The organism is Vibrio sp. R11-SG3-ISO9, from assembly GCF_059834255.1.
In genome coordinates this window covers 21591-35670 of sequence record NZ_JCBDGU010000012.1, presented here as the reverse complement: position 1 = coordinate 35670, position 14080 = coordinate 21591, and the positions used below count along the sequence as shown (strand labels likewise).

12 protein-coding genes are annotated in these 14080 nt (G+C 47.1%); 11 read left to right on the top strand and 1 reads right to left on the bottom strand.

Annotation, left to right across the window (positions count from 1 at the left end):
* Positions 1–78 precede the first annotated feature (78 nt).
* From AC6R05_RS04615 to fis, 10 genes are all read left to right on the top strand, one after another.
* Positions 79–1905, top strand: coding sequence for a DUF294 nucleotidyltransferase-like domain-containing protein (locus tag AC6R05_RS04615; RefSeq protein WP_500646701.1), 1827 nt, complete (start codon positions 79–81; stop codon positions 1903–1905).
* A gap of 6 nt (positions 1906–1911) precedes the next feature.
* On the top strand, positions 1912–2544 hold the full coding sequence (locus AC6R05_RS04610; protein ID WP_500646700.1) for a 3'-5' exonuclease: 633 nt from the start codon (positions 1912–1914) through the stop codon (positions 2542–2544).
* Between the two features lie 219 nt (positions 2545–2763).
* On the top strand, positions 2764–4713 hold the full coding sequence (gene acs / locus AC6R05_RS04605) for an acetate--CoA ligase (protein WP_032549934.1): 1950 nt from the start codon (positions 2764–2766) through the stop codon (positions 4711–4713).
* Between the two features lie 342 nt (positions 4714–5055).
* The gene (gene aroQ, locus AC6R05_RS04600; RefSeq protein WP_150893194.1) at positions 5056–5505 is read left to right on the top strand and encodes a type II 3-dehydroquinate dehydratase; all 450 of its coding nucleotides are present in this window, start codon (positions 5056–5058) and stop codon (positions 5503–5505) included.
* Between the two features lie 74 nt (positions 5506–5579).
* The gene (gene accB, locus AC6R05_RS04595; protein ID WP_500646699.1) at positions 5580–6047 is read left to right on the top strand and encodes an acetyl-CoA carboxylase biotin carboxyl carrier protein; all 468 of its coding nucleotides are present in this window, start codon (positions 5580–5582) and stop codon (positions 6045–6047) included.
* Positions 6048–6062: 15 nt separating this feature from the next.
* Positions 6063–7406: an acetyl-CoA carboxylase biotin carboxylase subunit gene (gene accC / locus AC6R05_RS04590; protein ID WP_032549930.1), complete on the top strand. Its 1344-nt coding sequence runs from the start codon at positions 6063–6065 to the stop codon at positions 7404–7406.
* 203 nt (positions 7407–7609) lie between these two features.
* The gene (locus AC6R05_RS04585; RefSeq protein ID WP_500646698.1) at positions 7610–8983 is read left to right on the top strand and encodes a DUF4397 domain-containing protein; all 1374 of its coding nucleotides are present in this window, start codon (positions 7610–7612) and stop codon (positions 8981–8983) included.
* Positions 8984–9136: 153 nt separating this feature from the next.
* Positions 9137–10024, top strand: a complete 888-nt coding sequence (prmA, locus tag AC6R05_RS04580; protein ID WP_150893190.1) for a 50S ribosomal protein L11 methyltransferase — start codon at positions 9137–9139, stop codon at positions 10022–10024.
* A gap of 139 nt (positions 10025–10163) precedes the next feature.
* The gene (gene dusB, locus AC6R05_RS04575) at positions 10164–11132 is read left to right on the top strand and encodes a tRNA dihydrouridine synthase DusB (protein ID WP_172974252.1); all 969 of its coding nucleotides are present in this window, start codon (positions 10164–10166) and stop codon (positions 11130–11132) included.
* A 23-nt stretch (positions 11133–11155) separates the two neighbouring features.
* A complete protein-coding gene (gene fis / locus AC6R05_RS04570) occupies positions 11156–11452 on the top strand; it encodes a DNA-binding transcriptional regulator Fis (RefSeq protein ID WP_004729744.1) in 297 nt (98 codons plus the stop codon).
* Between the two features lie 67 nt (positions 11453–11519).
* Here fis and zntR read toward each other — a convergent pair whose 3' ends face one another.
* Complete coding sequence (zntR, locus tag AC6R05_RS04565; RefSeq protein WP_285466580.1) at positions 11520–11954, bottom strand: Zn(2+)-responsive transcriptional regulator; 435 nt, start codon at positions 11952–11954, stop codon at positions 11520–11522.
* A 334-nt stretch (positions 11955–12288) separates the two neighbouring features.
* On the opposite strand from zntR, the gene purH reads away from it, so the two are divergent.
* A complete protein-coding gene (gene purH, locus AC6R05_RS04560; protein ID WP_500646697.1) occupies positions 12289–13881 on the top strand; it encodes a bifunctional phosphoribosylaminoimidazolecarboxamide formyltransferase/IMP cyclohydrolase in 1593 nt (530 codons plus the stop codon).
* Positions 13882–14080 lie beyond the last annotated feature (199 nt).

Sequence of the window (14080 nt, the reverse complement as noted above, 5' to 3'; positions counted from 1 at the left end):
TTAGACTAAAGTCGTCTGGAGCTTCAGTGAGTTTTTGTCAGACTTAACTTTAGGTTCTTCACTCTATCTGCGACGCTTATGCCTGATAAATTTAATATGCAGCACCCACCCTTCGATAGCTTATCTGAGGCTGAACAATTGACCCTGCGTTCTGCGCTCGACGTGGTTTACTATCGTGCTCAAGAGACCATTCTCGAAGCGGATCGCCCAAGTCGTCATCTGCATATTTTAATTAAAGGTGCCGTAGAGGAGCGTGCTAGCCAAGATGGGGAGATTTACGCCCACTATGCAAACGACGATATCTTTGATGTTCGTAGTCAATTTGAGCCTCACACCAAACACCAATACATTGCACTAGAAGATACCCTCAGCTACCTGCTTCCCACCGATGTATTCCTCGAGCTCTACAATGCAAATGGCCAGTTTGCTGCCTACTTTGATAACAACCTAGCCAAACGTAAAGAGCTCATAGAGGCCGCTAAACAGCAGCAAAACTTGGCTGAATTTATCCTAACCAAAGTCGACGATTCGATTTATCACCCACCTCTGATCCTAGAGCCTAACCAACCTATCAATGAGGTAACAAGAACCCTTAAGGAGCAAGGGCTCGACTCGGCTTTAGTTCGTTTGGCCTATGATGATCTAAAAGCTTTTGGATCATCATGTACCCTGCCCTACTCTATCGTCACACGGACCAATTTATTGCACGCTGTGATGCTCGAGGATTACCCCCTTGATGCGCCCGTCGGTGAGATAGCGACCTTCCCTGTTTTGCATGTCAATGATGGTGATTTCCTGTTTAACGCCATGATTAATATGACGCGTAATCGGGTAAAACGCTTGATGGTTTGTGATGGGCAAGAAGCGGTCGGCATGCTCGATATGACACAGATATTGAGTGCCTTCTCGACCCACTCTCATGTACTGACTCTGCGAATTGCCCGCGCCACCAGCATCGAAGAGTTGGCCATGGCCTCCAACAAACAGCGTCAATTGGTTGAGAGCTTAATCAGCAATGGCATTCGAACGCGCTTTATCATGGAACTGATCTCTGCGGTTAACGAGCAGATTATCGAGAAAGCTTTTGAACTGATTTTGCCTCCGGCACTGCAAAACCACTGCTGCCTGATTGTGCTCGGCTCAGAGGGACGAGGAGAACAGATACTCAAAACAGACCAAGACAACGCGCTGATCATTCAAGACGGTTTAGAATGGCATCACTGTGAAGAGGTCATGGCTGAGCTGACTCATACCCTGCAGCAGTTAGGCTACCCGCTCTGCCCGGGCAATGTGATGGTGAATAATCCGAAGTGGGTGCACTCACAACAAGGCTGGAAGGAAACACTGTCCCAATGGGTGAAGAAGGCGACTCCCGATACGGTCATGGACATCGCCATCATGGCAGACGCTCATGCAGTCGCGGGCAATCGAGAGCTACTGCAACCTGTTAAAGATCATTTGAGAGATTTAATGGTGGGACAAGAGCTCATACTCACAGAGTTTTGCCGCCCTGCCTTGAACTTCTCTGTACCGCTATCTCTGTTTGGTAACGTGAAAGCATCTAAATCAGGGTTAGACATAAAACAGGGAGGCATTTTCCCTATCGTTCATGGTGTAAGAGCACTCAGCCTTGAGCACGGCATCAGTGTTAACAACACCTTCGAACGCATCGAAGCGCTAGTGGAAAAGAATGTTCTTGAACGAAGCACTGCAGACAACCTCAGCGAAGCACTCAAACAGTTCTTCAAATGGCGTCTATCACAACGTTTATCGCAGCAGCACAGCAGTAATAAACTCGACGTGAAGCTCATGGAGCGCGCAGACCGAGATCTATTAAGGCACAGTTTGCACGTCGTGAAAAAGTTTAAGCAATGGTTGGGCTATCACTACCAAATTAGGGATTAGATCACCATGAACCGATTAGTACGCTATTACTGGTATCGAAAACTCAAGGGGTCGCCCTATCGGGATCTCTTCACCACCACTTCAGGACAAGAGTTGGTGTCACTCGATTGTGAAACCACCAGCCTCGATCCAAATCAAGCGGAGTTAGTCTCAATTGCAGCGACCAAGATTGTCGGTAACCGCATCATCACCAGTCAGCCGTTTGAGGTCAGACTAAGAGCACCTCAATCTTTAGATTCTAACTCGATAAAAATCCATCGCATTCGACACCAAGACCTCAAACATGGGGTCGAAGAGAAGCAAGCCATCAGCGCACTGCTCGACTTCATCGGTAATCGACCTTTGGTGGGCTATCACATCCGCTATGACAAAAAGATTCTTGATAAAGCGTGTTTAAAACATTTTGGCTTCCCTATGCCTAATCCATTAGTAGAAGTTAGTCAGCTCTATCAAGAAAAGCTCGAAAAACACCTGCCAAATGCTTATTTCGATCTAAGCCTCGATACCATCTGTCGCCAGCTCGACCTACCGCTGCCCACCAATAAACATGATGCATTACAAGACGCTATCTCGGCCGCACTGATATTTGTGCGCCTTCAACATGGTGATCTACCACGCTTCAACTCGTCTTATTCATAAATCAACCCGCGTAAATAATTGAAACGATCTAACTCTCAAAAAAACACTTAACTCGCTATTTTTTAAGTAGAAACACGCTTCTCATCCTAAAGTCTAATTGTGGAAATGGCTCTGCTAGCCGACAGTGATAACACAACGACAGTCCACTAACTTGACTTAGAAACTGAACATAAAGGAAGTTGCCAATTCATTAGGAATGTAGGCACAAGGAGAGATGCAATGAGTGAAGCCCACGTTTATCCGGTAAAAGAAAACATCAAAGCAAATACGCACGCGGATAATGACACTTACCTAGCCATGTACCAACAATCTGTTTCTGACCCTGAAGGTTTCTGGGGCGAGCATGGAAAAATCGTAGATTGGATTAAGCCTTTCACCCAAGTGAAAAGCACTTCATTTGACCCAGGTCACATCGACATTCGCTGGTTTGAAGATGGCACACTCAACGTGTCTGCTAACTGTATTGACCGCCACCTTGCTGAGCGCGGTGACGACGTGGCAATCATCTGGGAAGGTGATGACCCAGCTGACGACAAGACGCTGACTTTTAACGAACTGCACAAAGAAGTGTGTGAGTTCTCTAACGCACTTAAAGAGCAAGGCGTGCAAAAAGGCGACGTAGTATGTCTGTACATGCCAATGGTGCCAGAAGCGGCGGTTGCGATGCTTGCTTGTACACGTATCGGTGCAGTTCATACTGTGGTATTTGGTGGCTTCTCACCAGAAGCACTATCAGGCCGTATTATCGATTCTGATTCTAAGGTTGTGATCACCGCTGATGAAGGTGTTCGTGGCGGCCGTGCCGTTCCTCTTAAGAAGAATGTCGATGAAGCTCTGACCAACCCAGAAGTGAAAACCATTCAAAAAGTCATCGTTATGAAACGTACTGGTGGTGATATTGATTGGCACGAGCATCGTGATGTTTGGTGGCATGAAGCAACAGCAAACGTATCTTCAGAGTGCCCACCAGAAGAGATGAAAGCAGAAGACCCTCTATTCATTCTCTACACATCTGGTTCAACAGGTAAACCTAAAGGTGTTCTACACACAACAGGTGGCTACCTAGTTTACGCGGCAATGACGTTCAAGTATGTATTTGATTACCAAGAAGGCGAAACCTTCTGGTGTACCGCGGATGTGGGTTGGATCACTGGCCACACATACCTAATCTACGGCCCACTGGCGAACGGCGCTAAGACAATCCTATTTGAGGGCGTGCCAAACTACCCGAATACTAGCCGTATGAGTGAAGTGGTTGATAAGCACCAAGTAAACATCCTATACACGGCGCCAACAGCGATTCGTGCTCTGATGGCGAAAGGTAACGAAGCGGTTGAAGGCACCACACGTAGCAGCCTACGTATCATGGGCTCGGTAGGTGAACCAATTAACCCAGAAGCGTGGGAGTGGTACTACAAAACAATTGGTAACGAAAACTCTCCGATTGTTGATACATGGTGGCAAACCGAAACGGGCGGTATCTTGATTGCTCCTCTTCCGGGCGCAACGGACCTAAAGCCAGGTTCAGCGACTCGCCCATTCTTTGGCGTTCAACCTGCACTAGTCGATAACATGGGCAACATCATTGAAGGCGCAACCGACGGTAACCTAGTGATTCTAGATTCTTGGCCTGGTCAAATGCGTACTGTTTATGGCGACCATGAGCGCTTCGAGCAGACTTACTTCTCAACCTTCAAAGGCATGTACTTCACTAGTGATGGTGCTCGTCGTGATGAAGATGGTTACTACTGGATCACAGGCCGTGTTGATGACGTACTGAACGTATCTGGCCACCGTATGGGTACGGCAGAGATTGAATCAGCGCTGGTTGCATTCGATAAGATTGCAGAGGCTGCAATTGTGGGTATTCCTCACGACATCAAAGGCCAAGCGATCTACGCTTACATCACCCTAAATGACGGTGAGTTCCCAACGGCTGAACTGCATAAAGAGGTGAAAGACTGGGTACGTAAAGAGATCGGTCCGATTGCGACACCAGACGTACTGCACTGGACAGACTCTCTACCGAAAACGCGTTCTGGTAAGATAATGCGTCGTATCCTACGTAAGATTGCAACAGGTGATACAGGCAACCTTGGCGACACTTCTACGCTTGCTGACCCAAGTGTGGTTGACAAGCTCATCGCAGAAAAAGCTGAGCTTGCATAAAACTGCGGATAAACAGTCCTAACTTGGGCATGTTTACCTGATATGTTTAAAACACCCCCATATGTAAACCGTCACCTGTGTGGCGGTTTTTTTATGCCTGATCTTGATCTCAAATATCCTTCCTTAAATTAAGGCTTCTCCCATTTTTTGTTAACTTGGTAACAATTCTGCACCATTACATTAGGAGATTAGACCAGTAAATTGCTGCGATTTGCGCTGAATTAGCTATAATCTGGTTCTAATTTTTAAAATCGGTCGTTTTAGCTCTAGCAAAACGGCATGATTTGTAAATAAAATGGGACATTCGCTCTCGTCGTCACGATAAAGGAAGATAGCCCCACGATGTCTACAAAGTTTCGCATTCTAGTTTTAAATGGCCCAAACCTTAACCTGTTAGGCCTAAGAGAGCCTGCTCATTACGGTTCTCAAACACTTGACCAGATAATTGACGGTCTGAAAGAGCAAGCGAAAACGCAGGACGTTGAGCTATCTCACTTACAATCAAATCGTGAGTACGAGCTAATTGAAGCCATTCACGGTGCATTCCAAAATATTGATTTTATTATTATCAATCCAGCAGCGTTCACACACACCAGTGTGGCACTGCGCGATGCACTGCTTGGCGTAGCAATCCCATTTATTGAAGTGCACCTTTCTAATGTTCACGCACGTGAACCGTTTAGGCACCACTCTTACCTCTCAGACAAAGCCGAAGGGGTAATTTGTGGCTTGGGCGCACAAGGCTACCAATTTGCTTTGACCGCTGCGATTAACAAGCTTCAGTCAAAGTAACGAACATAACCGAACTAATAGACACCAGCTCCAGTCATAGAGCATGGTTAATTAACAAATAAGAGAAAGAAACGATGGATATTCGCAAAATCAAAAAGCTGATCGAATTGGTTGAAGAGTCTGGTATCGCAGAACTAGAAATCTCTGAAGGTGAAGAGTCAGTACGCATCAGCCGTAACGGCACTGCTCCTGCAGCAGCACCAGTTCAATACGCAGCAGCGCCAGCAGCTGTAGCAGCACCAGCTCCTGCAGCGGCTCCAGCTCCTGCGGCGGCTCCAGAAGCAGCTGAAGCTCCAGCGGCAGTAACTGGTCACCAAGTTCTTTCTCCAATGGTTGGTACTTTCTATAGCGCGCCAAGCCCAGATGCAAAACCATTCGTTAAAGTAGGTCAACAAGTTAACGCTGGCGACACTCTATGTATCGTTGAAGCGATGAAGATGATGAACCAAATCGAAGCGGACAAATCTGGCGTTGTAACTGCAATCCTAGTTGAAGACGGCCAACCAGTTGAGTTCGACCAAGCTCTAGTAATTATCGAATAATAGAGAAGCCTCATTATGTTAGATAAATTAGTAATCGCGAACCGTGGTGAAATTGCACTACGTATTCTGCGAGCATGTAAAGAGCTAGGCATTAAGACGGTAGCTGTTCACTCAACAGCTGACCGTGACCTTAAGCACGTACTGCTTGCAGATGAAACTATTTGTATCGGTCCAGCTCGTGGTATCGATAGCTACCTGAACATCCCTCGCATCATCAGTGCGGCAGAGGTAACAGGCGCTGTTGCTATTCACCCTGGCTACGGCTTCCTATCTGAAAACGCAGACTTTGCTGAGCAAGTTGAGCAAAGCGGTTTCATCTTCGTAGGTCCAAAAGCTGAAACTATCCGCATCATGGGTGATAAAGTTTCTGCAATCACGGCAATGAAGAAAGCAGGCGTACCTTGTGTACCGGGTTCTGACGGCCCACTGAACGACGACGAAGCAACTAACAAAGCTCACGCTAAGCGTATTGGCTACCCAGTAATCATCAAAGCATCTGGTGGCGGCGGTGGTCGTGGTATGCGTGTTGTACGTTCTGAAAAAGAGCTAACTGAAGCGATCGCAATGACACGTGCAGAAGCAAAAGCATGTTTCAACAACGATATGGTTTACATGGAGAAATTCCTAGAAAACCCACGTCACGTTGAAGTACAAGTGATTGCTGACGGTCAAGGCGGTGCTATCCACCTTGGTGAGCGTGACTGTTCTATGCAGCGTCGTCACCAGAAGGTTGTGGAAGAAGCGCCAGCACCAGGTATCACTGCAGAAATGCGTAAGTACATTGGTGAGCGTTGTACTCGTGCTTGTCTTGAGATTGGCTACCGTGGTGCAGGTACTTTTGAGTTCCTATACGAAAACGGCGAGTTCTACTTCATCGAGATGAACACTCGCATCCAAGTAGAGCACCCAGTAACTGAGATGGTTACCGGTGTTGACCTAATCAAAGAGCAACTACGTGTTGCTGCGGGTCAGCCTTTGTCTTTCACTCAAGATGACATCAAGATCAGCGGTCACGCTATCGAGTGTCGTATCAATGCGGAAGACCCAGATAAGTTCCTACCTTCACCAGGTAAGATCGAGCGTTTCCACGCACCAGGCGGCATGGGCGTACGTTGGGATTCTCACATCTACACAGGCTACACAGTACCACCTCACTACGATTCAATGATTGGTAAGCTGATCACTTACGGTGAGAACCGCGATGTTGCTATCTCTCGTATGAAGAATGCTCTAGGTGAGATGATTGTAGAAGGCATCAAAGTGAACATCCCTCTACAAGAGTCGATCATGAACGACGAGAACTTCCAACACGGTGGTGCAAACATCCACTACCTTGAGAAGAAACTTGGTCTTCAATAATCGGTTCATTTAAGAACATCACGAAATGCCCACCTCGGTGGGCATTTTTATTTCTAATAATTTCATCAATACAAGCAACTGAAAAGAAAAAGTTAAATAGGTCAAATTCACATTTTCATCTCTGTCTTCCCACGATATTTCTGATCCTTTAATCAAACAAGTCGTAGATCTGTGTGATGTAAAAATCATCTGGAGACAAGACAATGAAACTGGTTAAATCATTTGCAATCGTGAGTGCGATCAGTGCTGCAATAGTGGGTTGCGGCAACGATGACTCACACCATACCTCAGCAGCAGACTCCTCTTACCTTCGCGTTTTCCATGCTGCTCCTGACGCACCGAAAGTCAACGTGCTTCTTGACGGGCAACCTGCTCTACAAAATGTTGACTACCAACAATCATCAGGACAAATTTCCGTATCCCCAGGCGACCATACAGTCCAAGTTGACGCTATTCTCGCTGATGGAACCACCACGACCGTCGTTCCTGCAACAACGCTCGATTTGATGGCTGGGCAAGAATACAACGTTGTTGCGACAGGGAAAGTCGGCGACAATTCATTCGGGCCTCAGATCATAGCAAGGGACTTCATGGCCCCAACCGATGCACGAGTTCAAGTGATGCACTCTGCACCCGATGCGCCCACCGTGGATGTGTTCATCACAGCCCCCAATACCGACCTCACAACTGCAACGCCTTTCGCCAATGACGTTTCATTTCTAGGCGTAACCGATGTAATGAACGTACCTGCAGATACCTACCAAGTGCGCATCACGGATCCATCTGACCCAACTCAAGTGTTTTTCGATTCCGGCTCAATAGCGGTACCTGCCGGAGCGGACTGGTTTGTCGCGGCAACCAATAACACCACAGCAGGCGCGTCACCAGTAACTCTGCTAGTGGATACAGGCAGCGGCTCGCTAACGGTGCAAGACACTAATAGCGGCGCAGATGTTCGCGTGGTACACACCATTTCAGATGCCCCAGGCGTCGATATGTGGGTCAATGGCACAGCCCCAGTCAGTGGTTCGCCCCTATTTAACCTAATGTACAAGGGCAAAACAGACTATCTAGCACTTGATGCCGCATCGACAGACTTCGCGGTAGCTGTTAACGGCAGCAGCCCTGTCAGCATCGTCAGTGCCCTCGGTCTAACAGCTTCACTTACCGCGAATACAACCTACACCGCCTTGGCTATTGGTAACCTGGGGGATGGCGTTAGCAATGATGAGCTTTACGTCGTTGAAGATGATGTTAGAAGAATCGCGACAGAAGCCAAACTGCGAGCGATTCACGCCTCTACGTTGGCAGGCATTGTCGACATTTATGTGAGTGCTGACGCGACTCCAAGTTCTGACGATGTGATTCTAGAAGATATCCCTTACAAAGGAGATAGCGGTTTACTGCCCGTAATGCCTGGCACGGTATACATAATGATCACGCCAGCCAATACCCCTAGCACCATCGCTATTGGGCCAGTAATGCTCGACCTCACTGGCGGTTCAATCACAACGCTTGTTGCGATTGACGATCCTGTCGCACCCACCAGCGTATCAGCAATCAGTTTAGACGACTAATGACCATTTCAACTATCTGCTAGCCCAGTGTTCATCGCGAACACTGGGCTTACTTATATCTGGAACGGCAGTTTTAATTGAGGGTAATCGCTCATTAAATCTGCTAAACTCTGCGCCCAATTCATTTTCAACCATTGTTAAGAGCACATACCCATGCCTTGGATTCAAATCAAGCTTAATGCGACCAACGAAAATGCCGAACAGATCGGCGACATGTTGATGGAAGAGACTGGTGCTCTTTCTGTCACTTTCCTTGATGCACAAGATACCCCTGTATTTGAGCCTCTGCCGGGTGAGACGCGACTTTGGGGTGATACGGATATCCTAGCTCTATACGACGCTGAAATTGATACCAGCGCCGTTCTAGCACAAATCAAAGCAAGCAACATGTTCCCTGCGGATTTCGCTCACAAAGTTGAGCAAATCGAGGACAAAGACTGGGAACGTGAATGGATGGATAACTTCCACCCAATGAAGTTCGGTGAGCGCCTATGGATCTGCCCAAGCTGGCGAGATATCCCAGAGCCGGACGCGGTAAATGTAATGCTTGACCCAGGTCTAGCGTTTGGTACGGGTACTCACCCAACAACAGCACTTTGTTTAGAGTGGTTAGAAGGTCTAGATCTGTCAGGTAAGACAGTGATCGACTTCGGTTGTGGCTCTGGCATCCTAGCGATCGCAGCGATCAAACTCGGTGCAGCAAAAGTTATCGGGATCGACATTGATCCGCAGGCTCTACTGGCATCAAAAGACAACGCTGAGCGCAATGGCGTTGCTGACCAATTAGAAGTGTTCCTTCCTCAAGATCAGCCAGAAGGCCTGATTGCCGATGTTGTGGTTGCTAACATCCTTGCCGGTCCACTACGTGAACTTTCAGGCATCATTAAGGGTCTAGTAAAAGAAGACGGTGTACTTGCGATGTCGGGTGTTTTAGATACACAAGCGGAAGACGTTGCAACTTATTACCGTGATGAACTTCACATTGATCCGATTATCGAGCAGCAAGAGTGGTGTCGAATCTCTGGTCGCAAGCAAGGCTAGATAAGACTTTGAGCGCTAATTGACTGAATTTTATGCAAATTACAAAAACAAATTGTAAATGCTCAAATATTAGTCTTTTCACGCAGCAAAAAAATGCGTAAAATGCGCGCCCTTGCTGGTACAGAACTGTGATGACGTTTTGAAAATCGGAAATTATCAACTTAAGAACAATCTAATCGTCGCCCCAATGGCTGGCGTAACGGATAGACCATTCCGTGAGTTGTGTCTTCGCTATGGTGCGGGGATGGCAGTCAGTGAAATGATGTCCTCTAATCCTAAGGTTTGGAAAACGTCGAAGTCTCAGCAGCGTATGGTACATGAAGGCGAATCGGGCATTCGTTCAGTACAAATCGCTGGTGCAGATCCACAGCTTATGGCCGAGGCTGCGCAATTCAACGTTGAGAACGGTGCTCAAATCATCGATATCAACATGGGTTGCCCAGCAAAAAAAGTGAATAAGAAGCTTGCGGGCTCCGCACTACTACAATATCCGGATCTTATTGAAGAGATCTTGAAGGCTGTAGTAAATGCGGTTGACGTTCCAGTGACGTTGAAAACTCGTACAGGCTGGGACACAGACAATAGAAACTGTGTCCAAATCGCTAAAATAGCCGAAAACTGCGGCATTCAAGCGCTTGCCCTTCACGGGAGAACTCGTGCTTGTATGTACAAAGGTGAGGCCGAATACAAACACATTAAAGCGGCGAAACAAGCCGTCTCTATACCGGTTATCGCTAACGGTGATATCGATAGCCCTGAGAAGGCGAAGTTTGTACTGGAGTACACCGGTGCTGACGCTTTAATGATTGGCCGTCCTGCCCAAGGACGTCCTTGGATTTTCCAGGAAATCCACCACTATTTGGAAAACGGCACCACGATGGACCCACTCCCAACTTCGGAAGTGAAGGACATCATGCTTGGTCATGTTCACGCTCTACATGAGTTTTATGGAGAGTTTTTAGGCCCGCGCATTGCTCGTAAGCATGTAGGTTGGTACCTAAAAGAACACGAACAAGCGAGTGAGTTTCGCCGTACCTTCAACGCACTCGAAGCAGGTGATCTGCAGCTTGAGGCGTTAGAAGGTTATTTTGATAACGTTGCACCATAATTACGAGAAGAGCTAGACCGAATATGTTCGAACAAAATCTGACTTCAGAAGCATTGACAGTGACTACAGTTACATCACAAGACCAAATCACGCAGAAACCACTACGTGATTCAGTGAAAGCATCATTGAAAAACTACCTTGCTCAATTAAACGGTCAAGAAGTCAGCGAGTTATACGAACTAGTATTAGCTGAAGTTGAACAGCCACTACTAGACACCATCATGCAGTACACTCGCGGTAACCAAACTCGCGCAGCAACTATGATGGGTATCAACCGCGGTACTCTTCGCAAGAAACTTAAAAAGTACGGCATGAACTAATCATTCTGACGTATAGAAATTTAAAGCCCAACTTACTGAGTAAGTTGGGCTTTTTTTATCTCTAAGCTCAGTCGTTGCAACAGCTGCCTTTCTGGGTATTCTCAGAATCCAGTGCCGCCAGAATTGAGCAGTGACTCGCATCATCATCCACATGCCCACAGCACGCATCATTGATTTTTTTCAGGGCAATTCGAATACGGCTCAGCTCGGCGATTTTCTCATCAATCATCGTCAATTTAGCACTGGTAATCGACTTCACCTCCGCGCAGCTATGCTGGGTTGCCTCCAAGCGAATATCGAGTAATTCTTTAATCTCTTCCAAGCTCAGGCCCAACGCCTTTGATTTTAGGATGAAGGTCACCTGCTTTTGGTTATTTTCGTCATACAGTCGATAGCCAGACTCACTGCGACTCGCCGGAGCAATAAGGTGATTTTTCTCGTAGAACCGTAGCGTATCCGCTGTTACACCACAGCGTTTCGCTAATTCTCCTATCTGAAACATAGTTTTTCCTGATTTTTCATTACTGCCACAATTAACCTTTTCGTTACTTTTCAGGCTCAAATGGCAATTTTCATAATTATTTTTGAGATGCCAAACGATTGCGCGAGCTTTTTTGTAATAAATTAGTTAGAATGTGCGCCATCAAATTTGGAGACTGTTACTTTCTTAGGTATTAAACATAAGAAGAAACGGAATCTCAAAGGTCTTTACCAAAACTGGCCAATATTTTATCTCTTGCTCTGTTGTACGTTAAACAGAGTGGAGAAGATAGAAACAAGTTCTTTTTTGGCAAATATCTTTATTTTAACTCCATGAATTTGAGGAAGATGGAAGCATGAATAACGCTCGTCCAATTCGCCGCGCCCTAATCAGCGTATCAGACAAAACTGGTATCGTTGAATTTGCACAAGCCCTTGCTAACCGTGGTGTCGATATTCTATCGACTGGTGGCACTGCTCGCCTGCTTGCTGAGAAAGGCATCTCTGTAACAGAAGTATCAGACTACACAGGCTTCCCAGAAATGATGGACGGCCGCGTTAAGACTCTGCATCCAAAAGTTCATGGTGGCGTTCTAGGTCGTCGTGGTCAAGATGATGAAGTGATGGAAACTCACGGCATCAATCCTATCGATATGGTTGTTGTTAACCTATACCCATTCGCAGAAACCGTTGCTAAAGAAGGTTGTACTCTTGCTGACGCTGTTGAGAACATCGATATCGGTGGTCCAACAATGGTTCGCTCTGCAGCGAAAAACCACAAAGACGTAACTATCGTTGTGAACGCTCACGACTACGATCGCGTTATCGCTGAAATGGACGCGAACGAGAAGTCTCTAACACTAGAAACTCGTTTCGACCTGGCTATCGCGGCATTCGAGCACACAGCTTCTTACGACGGCATGATCGCTAACTACTTCGGCACTATGGTCCCATCTTACGGTGAGAACAAGGAAGGTGACGAAGAGAGCAAATTCCCTCGCACGTTCAACCAACAGTTCGAGAAGAAGCAAGACATGCGCTACGGCGAGAACAGCCACCAAGCAGCCGCATTCTACGTTGAAGCGAACCCTGAAGAAGCGTCTGTTTCTACTGCTCGCCAAATCCAAGGTAAAGCCCTTTCTTACAACAACATCGCAGACACTGACGCTGCACTTGAGTGTGTGAAAGAGTTCGACGAGCCAGCATGTGTGATTGTAAAGCACGCTAACCCATGTGGTGTAGCACTAGGTAAAGACATCCTAGAAGCTTACGACCGTGCATTCAAAACAGACCCAACGTCTGCATTTGGCGGCATCATCGCATTCAACCGCGAACTAGACGCAGCAACAGCAACGGCTATTACTGAGCGTCAATTCGTTGAAGTTATCATTGCACCATCTGTTTCTGCTGAAGCAGTAGAAATCGTAGCGGCTAAGAAAAACCTTCGCCTACTTGAGTGTGGCGAGTGGACAGCTAAGACGACTGGCTTTGACGTGAAACGCGTTAACGGTGGCCTACTGGTTCAAGACCGCGACCAAGGCATGGTTTCTCAAGATGACCTTAAAGTGGTTTCTAAGCGCCAACCTACAGAAGAAGAGCTAAAAGATGCTCTATTCTGCTGGAAAGTAGCGAAGTACGTGAAATCTAACGCGATCGTTTACTCGAAAGGCGACATGACTATCGGTGTAGGTGCAGGCCAAATGAGCCGCGTTTACTCTGCGAAAATCGCAGGTATCAAAGCTGCAGACGAAGGTCTACAGGTTGAAGGTTGTGTAATGGCCTCAGATGCATTCTTCCCATTCCGTGACGGTATCGACGCGGCTGCAGAAGCGGGCATCAAGTGTGTTATCCAACCAGGCGGCTCAATGCGTGATGACGAAGTTATCGCTGCAGCAGACGAGCACGGCATGGCGATGATCTTTACGGGCATGCGTCACTTCCGCCACTAATTTCCTCTTCGTATTTGGCACTGTGGCGTCGTTAGCTGCTTTCGCCCACCCCGGTCACATAGCAGGCTATGCTCCCGGGGATGGGCTCAATTGCTGCCTAGCCACATCACCAACTACTTTGAGCAAAACTTAACTTAAATTTCTCAAAGCCGTCATTCCGTATAGCGAGGAACGAGCGTAATACGGAATCTCTGGGTTT